Source organism: Vibrio sp. Vb0349 (assembly GCF_033338975.1).
The window spans coordinates 21,773-41,918 of the sequence record NZ_JAWOTS010000013.1 but is presented as its reverse complement, the minus strand read 5'-3'; the positions used below and the strand labels follow the sequence as shown (position 1 = coordinate 41,918).

Here is a 20,146-nt window from a genome sequence, read left to right as displayed (position 1 = left end):
GAGTTACTAGCAATTAGTGTACCAGCAACTTCTTAAGCGATAATTACAAATCTGACACTATTTTACTGGTTGATTAGCAAGCATCAATCGCGTTTTTGACTCGTTTATCAGAAACAGGATAAGGAGTGCCTAATTGTTGAGCAAAGTAACTCACGCGAAGTTCTTCAATCATCCAACGCACTTCTTTTACATTTTCAGGAATGGCCACACCTTTCGGGATCTTGTTCAGCAACTCTTTATAGTCTTGAGTCACAGATTCAATCTTCAGCATATGTAAACGATCTTTGTTTGGATCGATTGGCAACTTCTCCATACGACGCTCTATCGCGCGCATGTAGCGAAGAATATCCGGCAAGCGTTTCCAGCCACATTCCGTTGCAAAGCCTTTGAAGATCAAGCCTTCAATTTGTGCTTTGATATCGGACAGAGCAAACGCCATTGTGAAGTCGATCTTGCCTTTTAGCTTCTTATTGATGCTAAACGCCGTGGTCAGAATAGTCTCAACCTGTTGAGCGATCTCTACAACGGTGTCACCCAATTCAGCACGAACGTGTTCTTTCAATGCTTCGAACTTCTCTGGCTCCCAAACTAAGCCACCCTGCTCTTCAATAAGCTTATCGACACCACAGGCGATACAGTCATCAATCAGATCAAGCACTTTGCCGTAAGGGTTAAAATACAAACCCAACTTCGATTTGTTCGGTAAGTTGGCGTGCAAATATTTAATTGGCGACGGTACGTTCAATAAAATTAGGCGACGCTGACCAGCACGCATTGCCGTTATCTGCTCGTACTCCGTTTCGTAGAGTTTGATTTCAACGCTGTCTTTGGTATCAACAAGCGCCGGATACGCTTTTACATCGTAGCCGCCACGTTTTTGTTGATACACTTTCGGCAATTCTCCAAAACTCCACGTATGCAGACCTTGCTGTTCGATATCGTCATCCGCAACTTTGGAAAGCGTTTCTTGAACTTTGTCTTTCAAACTTTCTTTCAGTTCATGAAGGTCTTTGTTTTCCTTCAATTTACGATTTCGGTGATCAACCGCACGAAACGTGACTTTCAAGTGCTCAGGTACTTGTTCCAAGTTCCAGTCTTCACGCAGCACTTCTACGCCCGTCATGCGTCGCAACTCTTTCTCCAATGAATCTAACAGCGGCGCTTCCATTGGCGTAACGCGCGCTAAGAATGCATCGGCATAGTTCGGCGCAGGCACAAAGTTCTTACGAATTGTCTTTGGCAACGATTTAATCAAGCTAACCACAAGCTCATGGCGTAAACCTGGGATCTGCCAGTCAAAGCCCGCTGGTTCAACTTGGTTTAAAATCGGCAACGGCAAATGCACTGTGACACCGTCACTATCATCGCCTGGTTCAAATTGGTAACTCAATTTGAGCTTCAAACCATTTTGATGCCAGAAGTTCGGGTAATCCAAATCGGTCACATGGCTAGCATCACCCTTGAACAGCATCTCTTTTTCAAAGTTCAGCAGTTCCGGATTTTCTTTAGATGCCTTTTTCCACCACGTATCGAAATGCTTACCAGACACCACTTCGGTGCCAACGCGTTGGTCATAGAAATCAAACAGCTCATCATCATCCACTAAGATGTCTCGACGACGAGATTTATGCTCAAGCTCTTCCACTTCTTGTAAAAGCTTACGGTTTTGCTTAAAGAACGCGTGTTTGGTTTCCCATTCACCCTCAACCAATGCACTACGAATGAAGATTTCGCGACTTACGGTCGAATCGATACTGCCGTAGTTGACCAAGCGTTTCGGTACGATTGGTACGCCGTAAAGCATCACTTTTTCGTGCGCCATCACCGCAGCGCGTTTCTTCGACCAATGTGGTTCGCTGTAACTACGTTTAATAAGGTGTTTAGCTAACGGCTCAATCCATTCTGGCTGAATCTTTGCGATGATACGACCCCAAAGTTTTGAGGTTTCCACCAACTCAGCAGACATGATCCACTTAGGCTGTTTCTTGAATAGACCTGATGCAGGGAAGATATGGAAACGAGCATTACGCGCGCCTTGATATTCATTCTTTTCTTGGTCTTTCATGCCGATGTGCGACAGCAAACCAACCAAAATGGCACTGTGTACGCCATGGTAAGAAGCGGGCTCATCGTTAAGCTTGAACTCCATCTCACGCATCGACTGATGAATTTGGAAGTACACGTCTTGCCACTCGCGAACGCGCAAGTAGTTCAAATAGTCTTGCTTACACTGTTTGCGGAACTGATTGCTAGACAAGGCTTTTTGCTGCTTTTGGATGTATTCCCACAAATTCACAAATGTCAGGAAGTCCGACTCTTCATGGAAGAAGCGACGATGTTTATCGTCTGAAGATTGTTGTTTGTCGGAAGGACGCTCGCGTGGATCTTGAATCGACAAGGCAGCTGCGATGATCATCACTTCTTTAAGCGCACCATATTTTGGCGCTTCCAATACCATACGCGCCAAGCGCGGATCGATTGGCAAACGCGCTAATTGGCGACCAATGGAAGTCAGGCGTTTTTTCGGATCTTTTACCTCAGAGTTAATCGCACCAAGCTCTTCCAGCAAACGCACGCCGTCTTGGATGTTACGTTTATCCGGTGCTTCCACAAACGGAAACGCTTGAATATCACCCAAACCAAGTGCCGTCATTTGCAAGATAACCGACGCTAGATTGGTACGTAGGATTTCAGGGTCAGTAAACTCTGGGCGTGACTCAAAATCTTCCTCTGAGTACAGACGAATACAGATACCCTCTTCCACACGACCACAACGACCTTTACGCTGGTTCGCACTCGCCTGAGAAACTGGCTCGATTGGAAGACGCTGAACCTTAGTACGGTAACTGTATCGACTGATACGCGCCGTACCCGGGTCGATAACGTATTTAATGCCCGGAACAGTTAGCGAGGTTTCTGCCACGTTGGTTGCCAGTACAATTCGGCGACCAGTGTGAGGTTGGAAAATCTTATTCTGCTCACCTGCCGACAAACGCGCGTAAAGCGGCACAATTTCCGTGCTCTTCAGATTACGTTTGGACAATGCATCTGCGGTATCACGGATTTCACGTTCACCGTTCATGAAAATCAGGATGTCACCTAAACCTTCATCGCACAGTTCATCTACCGCTTCGAAGATGCCTTCAAGCTGGTCACGATCATTGTCGTCATCACCGCTTAGTGGGCGGTAACGTGTTTCTACTGGGTAAGTACGACCCGATACTTCAATGATTGGTGCATTGTTGAAGTGTTTTGAGAAGCGTTCTGGGTCGATGGTTGCTGACGTGATGATCACTTTCAAATCAGGACGACGTGGCAGCAACTCTTTCAAGTAACCCAAGATGAAATCGATGTTGAGGCTACGCTCGTGCGCTTCATCGATAATGATGGTGTCGTATTGATTCAAGAAACGGTCATGCTGAATTTCAGCCAACAAGATACCGTCCGTCATCAATTTGATTTGGGTATTTTCAGAGATCTGATCGTTGAATCGAACCTTGTAACCAACAAACTCACCAAGCTTGGTTTCCATCTCTTCGGCAATACGGTTAGCAACCGAACGCGCTGCAAGACGACGAGGCTGAGTATGACCAATCAGACCAAATTTACCGCGACCAAGCTCAGCACAGATTTTTGGTAGCTGAGTGGTTTTACCAGAACCGGTTTCACCCGCGACGATAACCACTTGGTTTTCTTCGATCGCTTTCGCAATATCGTCGCGTTTTTGGCTTACAGGCAGGATTTCTGGGTATTCAATCGTTGGTTTGTAGTTGCTGCGCTGCTCTGCAACCATCATGGATTTTGCGATGTCTAATGCGATTTCGTCGAACACAGCATTACGCGCTGCGTCCTTCTTAATTTTGCTTGCACCAGAAATACGTTTACTCAAGCGGAAACGGTCGCGCATCATGCACTGATTCAGCGCTTTACGCAGAGATGCCGCGCTATTCACTTGAGCCTGAGGTGTTTGAGCTTGTTTCGCTGTCGCTTTTTGCGCACCATTTGACGGTGTCACTTGCTCTTCAGCTAGATTCTTTTTTGGGGGCTGTGACGAAGTCAAAGCGTTTCCTATTCTTTTCATTACAAAAACTGCGCGGATTGTATCACACAAGATCTGTAACAAGATAACCGAAAGCTCATTCAATTTTTTCGAACATGTTCAGCGAATCGCTAGGCTTTTGAACTCACTTACGTTGCTTATAATGGCTCCCATAGTCGAAAGCACTTATTTAAGGAATAACCATTATGTCTCGTGTACTAGCTCTAAAATCAAGCATCCTTGGCGATTACTCTCAATCAAACAAATTGGTTGAAGACTTCATCAAAAATGTAGACCAAGACAAGCTTACTGTTCGTGATTTGGCTGCAAACCCGCTACCTGTTTTGGACTTCGCCGTTGCGACTGCACTGCGCGCTACGGAAGATCTTTCACAAGAACAGCAAGCGGTGGTCGACTTGTCTGACACCCTTATTGAAGAAGTAAAGGCCGCAGACACTTTGGTTATTGCCGCTCCAATGTACAACTTCACCATCCCGACTCAGCTTAAAAACTGGATTGATTTGATTGCTCGTGCAGGCGTGACATTCAAATACACAGAAAACGGCGTTCAAGGTTTGATTGAAGGTAAAAAGGCGATTGTAATAACGACTCGTGGTGGTATTCATAAAGATTCACCAACTGACAACGTTACGCCATACCTACGCACTGTGCTGGGTTTTGTAGGAATCACTGATGTGGAATTTGTTTACGCAGAAGCGCTAAACATGGGTGAAGATGCGGCTGCAAAAGGCATTTCAGAAGCGCAAAGCCAACTTGCAACAATGGCGTAAGTTAGAATAAACCAGAATACAAAAGGGATTGGTTCGCGCCAATCCCTTTTTGGATCCTGATGCCTTGATCGTATTTATAGGGTCTCTAACATCGTCAAAAACGATTCACTTTCTCCAAGTTGCGTATTGCATCGAGGTAGACTTTTTCTAAAGACCGCTCAGCTTCGCTTATCATATTCTCGATCATCGCATTAAACGCGACATCGCTACGGATTTCTATATTGTCTCCCGCCTTAACGTCAAGAGAGTTGACGTACAACACCAACCATTCATCGCCCTCCAAGTGCCCTTCTCCGTGAATGGCAAAAAAGCGTTTGGCAAATTCAGCGTTGGTACAATTTATCGCTTCAATTTGAAGATTGAATGAGGAGTCGATACTCATGGTGCTTATGCCATCCGATTCATCAGATGCATCACAAACAGCCTTAACTCTGGCACGATATACGAAATTTCTCGTTGAAAGCAGCATAGTATTATTCATCATTACTCATAATGGGCGATAAATAAGTCAGTTGCAAATCCGACCTATATGCATCTCGTGATGCGCTAAAACTCGAACTGGAAATAAATAGTATTGTAGTTGCTCCCACCTTTAATTCGCCCAAACTGCGAAGCGCTTTCAAAAATCGCCGAGCGGTGATGCAATGAATAGCCCACCCACATATTGTTCCAGCTCTTTTGGTTGAAGAGATCGCCTACATTGACATCAAACGAGAAATCTAGGTAGTTGAGCAACTTGCTTGGTGTATAACCCTTGTCTTCCATTTCTGTGCCTTCAATATAGGTAATGCTATCAATGTATGACACACCTTCCGCTACACCAAATCGCCAAGTCGTAGGCCAATTAACCGTATAATAAGCCTTAATCGCCATGACGTATTCTGTGCTCGCAGACTGAACACTGGACGACCAGTGATGAACCAACCCTGGCGTTAAATAAATATCAAGAGGAAAACCAAACAGCTCATCCGTTAATGGATGCCCATAAAACAATGAAGTAAGTTGATTGTCGTATGGGTCTTTTTCTCTCTCAAAGCTAAATATTTCACCGATGTTCGAAGGCGTCGCCCAACCATGCGCAATACGTAGATATGCTTTATTGCTCAGTGTCGGTTTCGGAGCTTTGCTTTTATCGTTGAAAAAGCCAAAACCGACAAACACTTCTCCCTGATATCGATCTTCTACAAGCTGACTGTTGTAGGCGTTATCATCTAAGCGAGTAACACTCGTCTCACCCAGTAAATACAAATTTGAAGTTACATGGTAACGCGCTTTAATACCAAGATTGGTGTCAAGTCCAGCTCCAATTCTCTCGCCAGTAATATCCTTAAAGGAGTAATATTCACTATTGAAATCAGCGTCTTTGTATCGAATCGTAATCGATGGCTCTAATTCCCAATCCCCAAATACATAATTGGCAGCAAGGCGGTAATTAGAGTGAAACTGGAGTTCGTCGTCCGTCATCAACTCTACTTCTGCGCGCCAATTGTCGTTAATGCTATAACGCACTTGCCCACCGAAATCGACTCTGTCCCCTTCATTAGCATTTTGTAGCGACATGGGAATATCGACAAATCTCAATCGCATGAGTGCGCTCGCACGCCAGTCGGAATCACTCTCATTATACAAAAAAGCGCCACCTTCAATGCCATTGATATACACATGTTCGTTTTCAAAGAACATCATTGGTACAAATGTACTCACCGTAGAGTCATTATCGGCGGTATAAAACGGAATCGATGCTGTGCGATACATCGCAGCAATCCCCCACGTTTGTTCTTCTGCACCATGCGCAGAAGAAACTACCGCAGCTAAAGGTAAAGCGAGTGTTGTTAGAATTAATCTCTTCATGAGTTCGAAAAATGTTGGTTGAGAAGCAGGCAAACATCAATGATTTGCCATTAAAAGCTTATGTTCTGCTGATGATAGCCGTTACAATGGCAAATGTTGTCATCCTCGTGACAGTTTGAGTCCCAAGATCATATTAATATTGCACGACTAGGTGAGCTTGTTTGCGAATATTTTACCATTACAACAAGCGCTTAAACTCTAGCTTAGTTCTAAATCAAACATAATGAAGTAAAAAGTGAAAGCATCAGAACTCATCTCTACCTTGAATCATTTACCCGCAGACACAGACCCAGACATTGTGATGGGAGAAGCATGGCTGCCAGAGAGGTTGATAGGGACTCAACTCGATGGTGACATGTTGTTTTTGCACTTTGATAATGCACCAGAAGATGGTCAAGGTGACGAAGAAGGGCGTGGCTTCGTCGAACACGAAATCGACCTAATTAGAACTCGGCTTCAGCAAATTTTGGATGAATACAGTGATAACGCGTCAAAAGCCGATGCGATGCTTGGTTTGTTCCTTATGGGACATGAACTTAGTAGCTCGCAAGTTATCGAAATATTAGAAGAAGAAGCTGACACATAAGGAGCCGTTTTGCCAGCATTGATGAACACGACTGAAATTTCTTCACTTCCTCTTGTCGTTGCAGGTCCGATCCTACGTAAAGTGACCGCAACTGAAATCAATATTTGGCTAGTCACCACCCAACGCTTGGAGGGTATGGTGCAAATTACGGATGAAAATGCCTCCATCCTTTATCAAGCCCCTTTAAGTGAACAAAAAGAACAGCTTCAAATCGGCCTCAATGCGTGGTGTTGCTTACTTAAATTAGAAGGCGAGTTTCCAACCCATCAAGCGTTACGCTATCAAATAAAAACGCAATATGGCTTAGTGACGGAACTTCTCCCTCACCTGACTTATGAGCGAGATAATACGCCAAACTTGGGTATTGAGTTCCTCGTTAGTGAAAAAGCGGATTATCTCTTACATGGCTCTTGCCGTAATCCCCATCACTTCAGTGATGATACATTGGTCGCTGCGGATCATAAAATCGCGTCTCAATCCATTGAAGAAAGACCAGATATGCTCATCATGAGTGGTGATCAAATCTATGCAGACCATGTTGCAGGCCCCACTCTCGATGCCATTGAGCAAGTCATAGCTTTATTGGGTTTGCCAGGCGAAGAATTCGATCAAGCTCCGATAAAAAATACCAATGACCTCTACCAACACCCTGCTTGCTATTATGGTCGAGATAAATTGTTGCCTCATTATGTGAGTGATGACAGTTTACTAAGTAAGTTTTTTCCACACCGAGGGACACCAATATTCAGCGCCAAAGAGTGTGAGAATCACCTAATAAGCTTTGCTGAGTGCTTTGCAATGTACTTATTGGTTTGGTCTCCGACCTTGTGGAAGCTTGTTCGAACGGATCGTTTATTAGAAAACGAATTTACTGTCGGCGGAGAAGTTCTTGAACCCAAATGGCAGCAGCAATGGCGCGAAGAAAAAAAACAAATTGATAAATTCGTCGCAGGTCTGGACAAGGTTCAACGCTTACTCGCTCACATTCCAACCTATATGATTTTTGATGATCACGATGTCACCGACGATTGGAATCTCACCATAGGCTGGGAACAAGCCGCATACAGCAACACGTTTGCAAAACGCATTATCGGTAATAGCTTGATTGCTTACTGGCTTTGCCAAGGTTGGGGAAATGCGCCAGAAAAATTCAATGATGAATTTATGAGCCTCGCTCAACGCTTTATCGATGAGCGAACCTCGCAAACCCAAGATGCATTTATTCAATATTTGTATCGCTTTGAGAATTGGCACTACACCATTCCTACGACACCAAAAGTTGTCGTGCTAGATACACGAACCAGACGCTGGCGTTCTGAGTCTAAAATGAACAAACCTTCTGGCTTAATGGACTGGGAAGCGATGATTGAGTTCCACCAAGAACTCGTGCACCAAGACAAAGTTGTTATTGTTTCTGCCGCGCCAATGTTTGGTGTGAAATTTATCGAAGCACTACAACGTGTGGTGACCATGCTTGGTAAACCATTGATGGTTGATGCTGAAAACTGGATGGCTCACCCCGGAAGTGCGAATACTCTTATTAGTATTTTCACACACACAAAGACACCAACTAACTTTGTTATTCTCTCTGGCGACGTACACTACTCTTTTGCATACGATATTAAGCTCCGCTATCGAAAAAACAGTCCGAATATCTATCAAATCACCTGTAGTGGAATTAAAAATCAGTTCCCTACACAACTGCTCAATATTTGTGATGGCCTAGATAGACTGCTATACAGCCCTCGCTCACCTTTAAACTGGTTCACAAAACGTAAACGACTCAAGATTTACAAACGCGCACCAAGTACGCACAACTTTTATCGCTTGGTTAACCATAGTGCCATTGGTGAGCTACGTCTTGATGATGAAGGCAAACCAAGTCAAATTAGTATTCTGACGAGTGATGGTGACGAAGTTCATTTTCCACCGACACGTGCTGAAAGCTGAGTATCAATCCCAAAATGACTTGCCCTTTGTAAGTGGCAAGTCACCTTGAACTAACTCAGGAGTTTAGGTTTTTTGGGGAGAAAGTGGCCGTTCTTAAATGTCAACGGCGTGCTAAATTTGGTATCGCACCTTGAGATCTTCCGTATTTATTACCATGTTAACCAAATAAACAATAGCTCGGTGTTCACTATGTTTAATTCTCTCACATCATTATTTAAACAACTCATTGATGGCTCTGATTTAAGCCAAACCAACACACTTTCCCCTAACATGGCTATCGCGTGTTTGCTTTGTGAAGTTTCTGGCGCAGACCATAGTGTCGATGATAGAGAACAAGAAACAAAGCGCTCTTTATTGATGAAACTGCTTTCGTTAAATGAAGAAGAATCAAATACTTTGTTAGAGCAAGCGCAACAGAAAATAAAAGATTCCGCTTCGCTGTACGACTTTACCTCTCAACTAAGAGAACTGACTCAAGAAACTCGTTACAACTTAATCAAAAGCATGTGGGAAGTCGCTTACGCAGACGGCGAAATTGACCCGCTAGAAGACGCGGTGATCCGTAAAACAGCAGAGCTACTCTATGTTGATCACAGCGAGTTCATTCGAGCGAAGTTACAGTCTCAGTAAAGTGACGAGATGAGTATATAAGTCGCTGGCTAACTCTAAGCTACCCCTAGAATGACAACAGATATCGCTTCTGTAGCCATAAAAAAACGCGCACTCTGCGCGTTTTTCAATAAGCCAACGACATTGTTATTAAAATACTGGTCAAGATATGAATGTGTTTAACGAGCTCTACACTAAACAGATTCCATGACAAAACAACAATGGTTGAATGACGATTTGATTACAAGTTTGCCTATCTATAGCGGACCATTAAAGCATAGTCAGAGCAAGCTTCGCTAAATTGTACGCATCCACATAACCAGAATGTTGGCGCCCTTCCCAATCAATGCCTTTTGCTTCTTGAGCTGCTCGGTGACCAATACGCTTATCCTTAAGACGATTTTGAATACGGTAGAGTGTCGCTAAGTTGATGAACTCTGTGAATGGTGCTTCAATACCTTTTTGCTTACACTCTTCTAGAAGAATGAGGTCATCTCGCCCCCAAGATGCAAAGATTTTGTTGCGACCACCGAAGTTCTTAACCATAGATTTAAGCACTTCTTCTAGTGGGCGTCCTTGTTTTTCAATCTTACGTGGTGTGATGCCCGTTAACTCAGCGCAGAACAGAGACACTTCATCGTGTTCTGGTTTCACGTAGTATTGAGCACGCTTGACTATCTCACCTTTAGACAAATCTATTTCAGCTAACCCCACTTCGATAATTTCACCCGTGCTGCCGACGCCATTTTCGTTCCAGCAACACATTTCTAAATCGAAGCATACAATACGGTTATGGTTCATAGTTTGCCTTGGTTCCTAACATAAAAATTTAAAGCGTGCGATTCTATCGTAACACGGCGTAAAACTCGAATTTGTGCGCCCATTTAATCGCCGATCGACACATTATTACGGCCGTTTTTTTTACTCAAATAGAGTTGACTATCCATTTTGTGATACAAGCTCTCAGGATCTTCTTCTTTATGGATAACCGCACCGATACTCAACGTACAGATGATTGACGCATCACCATAATCAAAAGCCGTACTTGCCACAACACTCCGTAACTTTTCTAGGTAAGCTTCTAGCACTGCTCTATCAATGACTTTAGAAATAATACAAAACTCGTCACCACCAGCTCGGTAAAACTTATCTCCCGGTTTTAAATTAGCACTGACCAGCTTAGTGACATGTTGTAACGCTTCATCTCCACCTAAATGGCCGTGTTTGTCATTAATCACTTTGAAGTGGTCGATATCAAAACCAACCAAGGCGAAGTTAACACCTTTGTTTATCTGATTGAGCAAATAATCGTTGAATGCTCGGCGATTAAGTAGTTGAGTTAGAGGGTCTCGCTCTGCCATTCTTTTTAATTCAACGGTTTTGAGCTCCAACATGACCGCTAAGCGCTCTTTTTCTCGAGACTGTAAATTCACAATCCAACTGATCAAAAAGGCGATTACCAATCCGGCTAGCGTCGTGCCCGCTAAAATAGAACGCTCCCAAGCTGAGACTGCGTCAGAAAGCTTAAAGTCAATACGCCATTCACGGTTAGGCAGTTGAATGGTTCGGCTTATAACGGTTCCTCGAATGTTATCCCAGCTAGCACTTTGGAAGAGAACAGGGTCATCTGCTGCGTCGAATCCCAAGTCTTCTACGCGCACCGACATATCGAGCTCCGTCGCGGTTTTCGTAATCAAATCCTCAAAGTAAACCGTACTTCGGATAACGCCGGTCACTACTCCTAATAAATATTTGTTCTCGAAGTCGAACACTGGATGGAACACCAGCAACCCAGTCTTAGGTATGGACTTGTCATAACCATCTTGCAGTAAGCGAACTTTATCCGAGACATTCGCTCGCCCATTTTCGGAAATATCATCCAAGATTAAATCGAAGCGTTTGCGCGAAAAATAGAAACCCAATAGAGAAAGGTTTTCCGGTGTTCTTGGGTAGATATCCGACGCGATAAAAATTGGCTCATTGTGTTCAAAAATGTACCCGTAGGTTTTGGGACCATCTTTAGGAACGGTAAACGGTTGGAAGTTTGGAAATTTTTGACGGGTCTTTAAAATATGTTCATCAAGATCTTCGAATTCGACCTTTTGCATCCATTGAAGTCCAATGAGACTTCGCGAGCTATTAATCACTTGTTCCGCATACATGGGAAACGATGGCCAATAGCTTCGCTCAATCGAATGGAAAAAGTTTGCGCCCGCACCAATGAACTTTAGATCATTCTCGACGTTTGCTTTAAGTGATTCTGCTTGTCGGTCGGCTAAAGTATCAAACGTAGTCTGTGTATACCGTTGCTGCATTGTATAAGCAGCACCGACTACACCAGCAGTGACACATAAAGTCGCCAAAAAAGCTAAAATAGAGTCTGAATGTCGTTTTATAAAGCTCTTATGAGCGGTGCTTTGTGTCATATCGTAATTTTTGATACTTCCGTAAGTTAAACTTCGGGATCTATTGAAATACTGCGTTAGCAATGCACAAACATCAAGCAACAACCTATATTGGGGAGTCTGATCGTCGATTTTTCACTCTGTTCGTACGGTATAGTCACGAATTATTACAGCCTTAAGCCTTGAATATGCTACCATCCGTCATCATTTTAATGTCTAAACTTGGTGCAAGATCGCAAAGACGATCGTTTTAGTGAACAAATATGAGCCAATACTGAGCACCAATAAATCAATAGAAAGAGAAAAAACGTCATGAACATTGATTTGAACCTAATTCCTCAAACGTTCGATATGCTTCACGCTGGCCTAACCGCATCGAGCGTTTTGCTTCTTCTAGTTGCAGTGTCGCGCAAATCAAAAGTGGTCGAGAAAGTGGTAGAAAAACCAGTCGAGAAAATCGTCGAGGTTGAGAAACCAGTTGAGAAGATCGTTGAAGTAGAAAAAGTAGTGGAAGTAGAGAAAGTCGTAGAGCGTGTTGTAGAAGTTGAATCAAAACTTGCAACCGTATCAACAGACTCTGCAATGCAGCTGCTTTCTATCATGCAACAAGAAGCTCGTCTGATTGACTTCTTAAAAGAAGACCTAACGTCATTCTCTGATGAAGAAGTAGGCGCAGCCGCTCGCGTAATCCACACTGGTGGTCAGAAAGTACTGAACGACTACGTGACGCTAGCGCACGTTCGTAACGAAGACGAAGAAACTCGCATTACGGTTGAAGAAGGCTTCAACCCACAAGAAATCCGCCTAACTGGCAACGTAACAGGCAGCGCGCCATTTAACGGCACGCTAGTTCACAAAGGTTGGAAGGCAACATCAATGACGTTGCCTAAACTGGCTGAGAACTACGACGCATCTGTGATCGCTCCAGCTGAGGTTGAGCTGTAATGGAACACATGAACCAAGAAAACCATTCTCAAGAAGCGTCTGTTGAAACTCAACAGACGCCTAAATTCAGTGTTGGTATCGACTTAGGTACAACACACTGTGTGATGTCTTTTGTTGATACTCACGACGAAGACGCTCGCGTTGAAGTGATGCCTATCCCGCAGTTGACTGCGCCGGGTACGGTAGAGACTCGCAGCCAATTAGGCTCTTTCCTTTACCAGCCGCACGAACACGAAATGAACCCGCAATCACGCGTTCTTCCGTGGTCGAGCGAGCCAAAAGCTCTAGTTGGTGCAATTGCACGTAACCTAGGTTCAAAAACACCAATTCGTCTTGTTGCAAGTGCGAAATCTTGGCTTTGCCACGCAGGTGTGAACCGTCGTGATGCTTTCCTGCCAGCAGGTAGCCCAGAAGAAGTGGAAAAAGTCTCCCCTCTTCGTGCGACAGAGCTTTACCTAGAGCATCTAAAAGACGCTTGGAATCACGCGACCCCAAATCACAACCTTGCCGATCAAGACGTGACTATTACGGTTCCTGCTTCTTTTGATCCTGCTGCTCGCGATCTAACTGCAGAAGCAGCACGCAACGTTGGTTTTGTGCACCTAACACTTCTAGAAGAGCCACAAGCTGCGCTTTACAACTGGATCGATAACAGCAACGACAAATGGCGCGACGAAGTTGAAGTTGGCGACATCGTACTTGTGGTCGATATCGGTGGTGGTACAACCGACCTTTCTTTGGTTGAAGTAACTGAAGACGACGGCAACCTAACTCTGAACCGTATCGCGGTAGGTGAACACATCCTACTTGGCGGTGACAACATGGACCTTGCACTTGCGTACCGCTTGAAGATGAAGCTGGCGCAAGAAGGCAAAGAGCTACAGCCATGGCAAGTTCAGGCAATGACACACGCATGTCGTGACGCGAAAGAAGCGCTATTGAACGACAGCGAGCTTCAGTCAGTGCCAATTGTAGTACCAAGCCGTGGTTCTAAACTGCTTGGCGCAACGCTGAAAACAGAACTGACTCAAGAAGAAGTACAACAAACACTGGTTGACGGCTTCTTCCCTCAAGTTGCGATTACGGACCACCCTGTTCAACGTAACCGTGGTGCACTAACGCAAATGGGTCTGCCTTACGCACAAGATGCAGGCATCACTCGTCACATTGCTGCATTCTTGTCTAAGCAAGCTAATGCCCTTTCTGCTTCAGGAAATGGCGCAGAAGCAGCAGCTCAAGATTTCAACCCATTCGCTAACATGCCTGGTATGCCAGGTGCGGATGCAGCGCAATCAGCTGACTTCATCAAGCCAACCGCAATCCTATTCAACGGTGGTGTTCTGAAATCGAAACTTCTAGCAACTCGTCTAGAAGACACGATCAACGAATGGCTAATTGAAGCAGATGCAGAAATGGCGAAACGCCTAACAGGTGTGGATCTAGACCTTGCAGTTGCTAGCGGTGCGGCTTACTACGGCTCTGTGCGTCGTGGTCAAGGTGTTCGTATCCGTGGTGGTATTGCTTCGGCTTACTACGTCGGTATCGAAAGTGCAATGCCAGCGATTCCAGGCATGGCGCCTCCAATGGAAGCACTTTGTGTTGCGCCATTTGGTATGGAAGAAGGCTCAAGCGTTGACGTACCAAGCCAAGAGTTTGGTTTGATCATCGGTCAGCCAGTTAACTTCCAATTCTTCGGCTCAACGGTTCGTCGTGATGACCTAGCAGGTACTCACCTAGACTACTGGGCACCAGAAGAGCTTGAAGAGCTTCCAGAAATCCAAGTAACGCTGCCTGTATCTGAAGGTCGTCGTGAAGGTGAAGTGGTTCCGGTAACCCTAGCCTCTCGTGTCACAGAGCTTGGTACGCTTTACTTAGAAGCCATTGCCGCTGATAACGGTCAAAAATGGCATGTTGAGTTCGATGTGCGCGAAGACGCGAAAAGCAACTCAAACGAAGAAGAATAAATAGAAATCAAACGGCATCCAATCGGGTGCCGTTTTTAAATACACGAAGGTTTGTATGGCATCTCCTCGTTTTCTTGTTGGTATTGACCTTGGCACCACAAACACTGTGGTGGCGTATTGTGAAATCACCGACAACCTTGAACAATCCGAAGTATCCCTATTCGACATCGACCAATTGATTGGTCCGGGTGAAGTGGTTCGTAAACCATTGCTGCCCTCTTTCCGCTATCACCCTGCGGTTGGTCAAATCTCCCCTTCTGACCTAACACTCCCTTGGGAAAACGAACCTGTCTCTGGCGACATTAGTAATGTGATCGTGGGTGAATGGGCTCGTGAATTAGGCGCTAAGGTGGAAGGACGTCAAGTATCCAGTGCTAAAAGCTGGCTATCGCACCAAGCAGTGGATCGTAGTTCAGACATTCTTCCTTGGGCTGGTGCGCAAGACGTAGATAAAGTCTCTCCCGTCATTGCCAGCGCAAGCTACCTCAACCACATTCGCCAAGCATGGAACTACCGTCATCCTAGCAATAAGTTAGAAGACCAAGATGTGGTTGTGACCGTTCCAGCGTCGTTCGATGAAACCGCTCGTAAACTCACGCTTGAAGCGGCACAGCTAGCTGGTTTAAAGAAAATCGTCCTGCTCGAAGAACCACAAGCCGTATGTTACGACTGGTACGCACGCCACCAGCAAACCGCAGCGGATGAACTCAAAGAGTTACCGCTGATTCTGGTGTGTGATGTGGGCGGTGGTACTACCGACTTGAGCTTGATTGAAGCCAGTTTCTCTTCTCAAGATGAGCTAGCCCTTGACCGTATTGGCGTTGGCGAACACTTGATGCTTGGTGGTGATAACCTCGATTTAGCATTAGCGCACCTTGCGGAGAGCCGCCTTTCTCAAAATAAAGGGGAACAAAGTAAGAAGCTCACTGCCGCAAGCCTGACTAAGTTGATTCAGCAAACTCGCAAGGCGAAAGAAAACCTACTTTCATCGAGCGCACCTGAAGAAGTAAAAATCACCATGCTAGGCAGCGGCTCGAAACTTCTTGGCGGAACAAAGAGTATTGGGCTGAGCAAACAAGAAGTGCACCAAATCGCTTTAGATGGCTTCTTCCCGCTTTCTGATTTCAGTGAAGTGCCGGACAAACGCCGCAGCGCGGTTGTCGAGTTTGGTCTTCCATACGTTGCCGACCCAGCAGTGAGCAAACACGTTGCCGAGTTCTTAACTCAGCACCAACAAGTTGCTCGTGCCGCTCTTGGCATTGAAGACGACAAACAAAATGCCGTTCCAGTCGGTTTGCTACTCAACGGTGGTGTGTTCAATAGTGAGCTTGTGACTGAGCGAGTCACTACCCTACTGTCCGATTGGCGTGGTGCTCCGGTTACGGTATTAGACAACCCACATCCAGATTGGTCTGTTGCACTGGGTGCTGTTGCGTTTGGTAAAGCACGTCGTGGTGCACAGCTAAAAATTGGTGGTGGTGCAGCACGTTCTTACTTCTTGCATCTTCAAGAGAAGAACAAGATGGGCAAAGCGCTCTGTTTGCTTGCAAAAGGCACAGAAGAAGGTCACGAGATCCGCTTAAGTGGTCGTCGTTTCTCGCTTACCCTAGGTGAACCCGTTCGCTTTAACCTGCTGACTTCTACCCACGACACCTTAACCAATAACACCGCTATTCAAAACGGTGTGATGGTTGACGTTGATCCGGACTTGTTTGCTCCTCTTCCGCCTTATATCACCACCCTTGAAGGTGAAGGCGCCGAGCTACAAGCCAACCAGAAAGAGCGTGTAGAAGTGCAACTGGCGTGTCAGTTGACTGAAGTCGGCACACTTAAGATGGAATGTGTCAGCGCAGAAGACGATAGCAAACGTTGGGAGCTAGAATTCGAAGTTCGTAATAAGCAAACCGATGACAGCGAGCAAGTTAAGCTTCACCCTAAACTGAACGAATGTAAGGAGCTGATCGCTCGCCTTTACAGCGGTAATAAGAAAAGCGCGGAAAGTAAAGAGATCAAAACCTTAGCCAAAGATCTTGAGAAGAAACTGGGCAAACGTGATGAATGGGATTTCACTACCCTACGTCAACTGTTCGATACCTTTGCACAAGGTCGTAAGCGTCGCCGTCGTTCTGAACAACACGAGAAAAACTGGCTTCGTTTGGCAGGTTTTGCACTGCGTCCGGGCTTTGGCGATCCAACCGACTCATGGCGCATTGAGCAAGTTTGGGGTCTCTACCAGCAAAACATTCAGTTTAAGAACCATCAAGGTTGGACTGACTGGTGGGTATTCTGGCGTCGCATTGCCGGTGGTTTAAGCCAAGAGCAGCAAGAAACTATCTTGGCGGACATCGCGAAATACCTACACCCTGGCGCGATGAAAAACCCACAATCCGCCAAAGCAGCGCAAGACATGGGTTACGAGTCGATGGTTCGCTTGTCTGCCTCTCTAGAGCATCTAGAAGTCGAAGACAAAGTTCTATTGGCAACGTGGTTCTTGAGCAAAGCCATCAACCATAACCAGTTCGAACAAGCGCACTGGTGGGCAATGGGTCGCTTGGCATCGCGTACGCCTTTATATGGCAGTCAGCATAACGTCGTTCCTCGTGAACAAGCGGAACAGTGGTTGCCTAAGCTGCTAGAGCAGAACTGGCAGAAAGAGCCAATGATCGCTTTCGCAGCCGTAATGATTTGTCGTAAAACGGGCGACCGCCTATTCGATATCTCTGACGACTACCGTGAGCAGGTACTGGCTAAGTTGAAGCAAAGCAAGGTACCTGAATCTTGGGTATCACTGGTTGAAGAAGTCAAAGAGCTATCTGAGAGCGAATCGAAGCGTATCTTCGGTGATGCACTACCAAGCGGTCTGACACTGTTAAATAACTAGGCTCTCACGCTTATAAACGCAACAAAGCCCTTCTCGTGAAGGGCTTTGTTTTATCTGATTCTAATAGCTGACGAAAGACGACTCGTTAGTTCATTTCCGTATTGATCACCACATCACGCGTTTCATTATCCATATCACTGATGCCAACAACTGAGATTTCACGGTCAGATAAATTCTCAATCATGCTGTCTTCTAACCCACCGTCCGTCATCCACGCATAGAATTTTTCCGCAATACGATCCGAACCTTCCCCGACAAACGTTAATGTGACCTTCTTCATTTGTGACACTCCATCAATTTACGATTCAGCCACTTAAGCGTAGTATGTTTCCCAAATATCGACATAAACTAGGACTAACTTCTTTTATGAGTATCGAAAAATTTGACGCGATTTATCAGCGCGCTGCCGAGCGTAAAGGTGGTGAAGATCAACTTGAAGCGCTTTTATCTCATCCACTAAGCAAAGAAGAGCTGGCAGCGATTCCCGACGACCGTTGGCTGGCCGCTTTTTCAATGAAGGTATTCCAAAGTGGGATTTCGTGGAGCGTGGTTCGCAACAAGTGGCCGAACTTCGAAGAAGTGTTCTTCGGATTTAAGATTGAGCCGCTGTTGATGCTGTCAGACGAGCAATGGGAAACCAAAGCAACCGACAAACGCATCATTCGCCACCTCACTAAAGTCATGTCGATTCCTGCTAATGCTCGTATGATCCACGAAGCAAAAATCGAATACGGCTCGTTTGGCAAAATGGTTGCCGATTGGCCGCAAGAGAAAATCACCGACCTATGGGCGTATTTGAAGAAACGCGGTAATCGCCTAGGTGGCAATACAGGTCCTTACACACTTCGTCAAATGGGCGTTGATACCTTTATCTTGTCTAGCGACGTTGAAGCTTACCTGCGTAATTGCAAGATCATTGAAGGTGGCAAAGATACGAAGAAATCGCTCGATGCCACCAACAAAGCGTTTGTTCAATGGCAGCAAGAAAGTGGTAGAAGCCTGTCTGAGATCAGCCAAATCATTGCGTTCAGCACCGGCGACAACCGTATTTAATCCAGACTGGACACAAAATAATAACGGCGCACTAATCATTGTATTTAGTGCGCCGTTTCTATTTTCATTAGTCTATTTCACTTAAGTGCAGACTTACTTTGAAGCCAGTGATTCCCACTCAGTCAGTAGCTGCATAATACGGTGAGAGTCTTCCCATGTTGCACAAGGGTTCTCTAACGATGTACGCCCTGCTTCAACCGCTTGGCGAACATTGCGCACTTGATAGAAGAAAGCGTCCCCGGCTGCCGATACAGACACTTCACGCTTAGACGTCTCGTAAATTTCCACACTAAACTGGTTATCTTGCGTTGGTAGCCATGGATTCGAGTCTAACGTAATACAGCCTTTGCTACCCAGGATGGTGAACTGGTGTTTCAATCCATGATCTTCGGCAGTGTGTACGCTCACCGTTTGTTGCTCACCAAATTGCATCATCAAGCTCGATTCACAGATATTACCGTCATGGCCTCTTCGGCCAATCGCTGTCATTGAACGGTTCTCAAAGGTTTGTTCACCCAACATGGTTTTCACCACCAAATGCACCAATGACATTGGATAACAACCTAAGTTATACAAAGCACCTTTACTATCTGGATTAACAAACTGCGCAATCGACGCAATATAAGACGTGTGGATGGAGCGAAGTTCACCAATCTCTCCCGATTTAAGCACCGAAACCAACTCACTGTTCAACGGGTGATGCAAGTACATTAAGCCTTCAGCAAAGAATACCTTGTGCGTTTCGACTGCTTTTAGTGCCAACTCGGTTTTTTCCATATCTACCGACAGTGACTTTTCACACAGAATCGCTTTCCCCTGCTCTGCCGCCTTAACGATAAAGTCATGATGAAGGTGATTTGGCAATGCGATGTAAATAATGTCGACTTGCTCATCGGCAATCAACGCATCGTAATCGTTGAACGTATTCTCGATGCCATATTGCTCAGCGAATGTCTTTAAGTTCTGCTCCGAGCGCCCAGCAACCGCGTACAGTTCACTCTTGTCATCGCCTTGGATTGCCTCAGCCATGACACCTGAGATAAAGCTTGTGCCTAAAATGCCCCATTTCATG

15 protein-coding genes are annotated in these 20,146 nt (G+C 45.3%); 8 read left to right on the top strand and 7 right to left on the bottom strand.

Annotated features, from left to right (window positions below):
• Window positions 1–73: 73 nt before the first annotated feature.
• Window positions 74–4,060: an ATP-dependent RNA helicase HrpA gene (gene hrpA, locus R7Q47_RS15050; protein ID WP_196358480.1), complete on the bottom strand. Its 3,987-nt coding sequence runs from the start codon at window positions 4,058–4,060 to the stop codon at window positions 74–76.
• 185 nt (window positions 4,061–4,245) lie between these two features.
• Here hrpA and R7Q47_RS15045 point away from each other — a divergent pair, with 185 nt between their 5' ends.
• Window positions 4,246–4,830 carry an FMN-dependent NADH-azoreductase gene (locus tag R7Q47_RS15045; RefSeq protein WP_025766683.1) on the top strand — a complete coding sequence of 195 codons (585 nt, stop codon included), beginning with the start codon at window positions 4,246–4,248 and terminating at the stop codon, window positions 4,828–4,830.
• A gap of 94 nt (window positions 4,831–4,924) precedes the next feature.
• Here R7Q47_RS15045 and R7Q47_RS15040 read toward each other — a convergent pair whose 3' ends face one another.
• Together R7Q47_RS15040 and R7Q47_RS15035 are read right to left on the bottom strand one after the other, a co-directional pair.
• The gene (locus R7Q47_RS15040) at window positions 4,925–5,212 is read right to left on the bottom strand and encodes a hypothetical protein (protein ID WP_005389458.1); all 288 of its coding nucleotides are present in this window, start codon (window positions 5,210–5,212) and stop codon (window positions 4,925–4,927) included.
• 164 nt (window positions 5,213–5,376) lie between these two features.
• The gene (locus tag R7Q47_RS15035) at window positions 5,377–6,681 is read right to left on the bottom strand and encodes a MipA/OmpV family protein (RefSeq protein WP_005389460.1); all 1,305 of its coding nucleotides are present in this window, start codon (window positions 6,679–6,681) and stop codon (window positions 5,377–5,379) included.
• Between the two features lie 235 nt (window positions 6,682–6,916).
• Between R7Q47_RS15035 and R7Q47_RS15030 the strand changes: the two genes are divergently transcribed.
• From R7Q47_RS15030 to R7Q47_RS15020, 3 genes are all read left to right on the top strand, one after another.
• Entirely contained in the window at window positions 6,917–7,267 is a 351-nt protein-coding gene (locus tag R7Q47_RS15030) for a hypothetical protein (protein ID WP_318089229.1), read from the top strand.
• Window positions 7,268–7,276: 9 nt separating this feature from the next.
• Entirely contained in the window at window positions 7,277–9,217 is a 1,941-nt protein-coding gene (locus R7Q47_RS15025) for an alkaline phosphatase D family protein (protein WP_017634943.1), read from the top strand.
• Between the two features lie 189 nt (window positions 9,218–9,406).
• Window positions 9,407–9,847, top strand: a complete 441-nt coding sequence (locus tag R7Q47_RS15020) for a TerB family tellurite resistance protein (protein ID WP_017820644.1) — start codon at window positions 9,407–9,409, stop codon at window positions 9,845–9,847.
• Between the two features lie 249 nt (window positions 9,848–10,096).
• On the opposite strand, the gene R7Q47_RS15015 is transcribed toward R7Q47_RS15020, so the two are convergent.
• Window positions 10,097–10,627, bottom strand: a complete 531-nt coding sequence (locus R7Q47_RS15015; protein ID WP_137281971.1) for a 3'-5' exonuclease — start codon at window positions 10,625–10,627, stop codon at window positions 10,097–10,099.
• 83 nt (window positions 10,628–10,710) lie between these two features.
• On the bottom strand, window positions 10,711–12,252 hold the full coding sequence (locus tag R7Q47_RS15010) for a sensor domain-containing diguanylate cyclase (protein WP_213970442.1): 1,542 nt from the start codon (window positions 12,250–12,252) through the stop codon (window positions 10,711–10,713).
• Window positions 12,253–12,543: 291 nt separating this feature from the next.
• On the opposite strand from R7Q47_RS15010, the gene R7Q47_RS15005 reads away from it, so the two are divergent.
• From R7Q47_RS15005 to R7Q47_RS14995, 3 genes are read left to right on the top strand one after another with little or no spacing between them, the layout of a single operon-like run.
• Entirely contained in the window at window positions 12,544–13,176 is a 633-nt protein-coding gene (locus R7Q47_RS15005; protein WP_318089228.1) for a DUF2760 domain-containing protein, read from the top strand.
• A complete protein-coding gene (locus R7Q47_RS15000) occupies window positions 13,176–15,140 on the top strand; it encodes an Hsp70 family protein (protein WP_318089227.1) in 1,965 nt (654 codons plus the stop codon). The genes R7Q47_RS15005 and R7Q47_RS15000 overlap by 1 nt, the downstream gene beginning before the upstream one ends.
• Before the next feature lie 55 nt (window positions 15,141–15,195).
• Window positions 15,196–18,021, top strand: a complete 2,826-nt coding sequence (locus R7Q47_RS14995; RefSeq protein WP_318089226.1) for an Hsp70 family protein — start codon at window positions 15,196–15,198, stop codon at window positions 18,019–18,021.
• A gap of 85 nt (window positions 18,022–18,106) precedes the next feature.
• Here R7Q47_RS14995 and R7Q47_RS14990 read toward each other — a convergent pair whose 3' ends face one another.
• Window positions 18,107–18,301, bottom strand: a complete 195-nt coding sequence (locus R7Q47_RS14990) for a hypothetical protein (RefSeq protein WP_005377692.1) — start codon at window positions 18,299–18,301, stop codon at window positions 18,107–18,109.
• 86 nt (window positions 18,302–18,387) lie between these two features.
• Between R7Q47_RS14990 and R7Q47_RS14985 the strand changes: the two genes are divergently transcribed.
• Window positions 18,388–19,074, top strand: a complete 687-nt coding sequence (locus R7Q47_RS14985) for a DNA-3-methyladenine glycosylase I (RefSeq protein WP_005377694.1) — start codon at window positions 18,388–18,390, stop codon at window positions 19,072–19,074.
• A 93-nt stretch (window positions 19,075–19,167) separates the two neighbouring features.
• Here the strand turns inward: R7Q47_RS14985 and R7Q47_RS14980 are convergent, their stop codons facing one another.
• The gene (locus tag R7Q47_RS14980; protein WP_239945461.1) at window positions 19,168–20,145 is read right to left on the bottom strand and encodes a Gfo/Idh/MocA family protein; all 978 of its coding nucleotides are present in this window, start codon (window positions 20,143–20,145) and stop codon (window positions 19,168–19,170) included.
• Window position 20,146 lies beyond the last annotated feature (1 nt).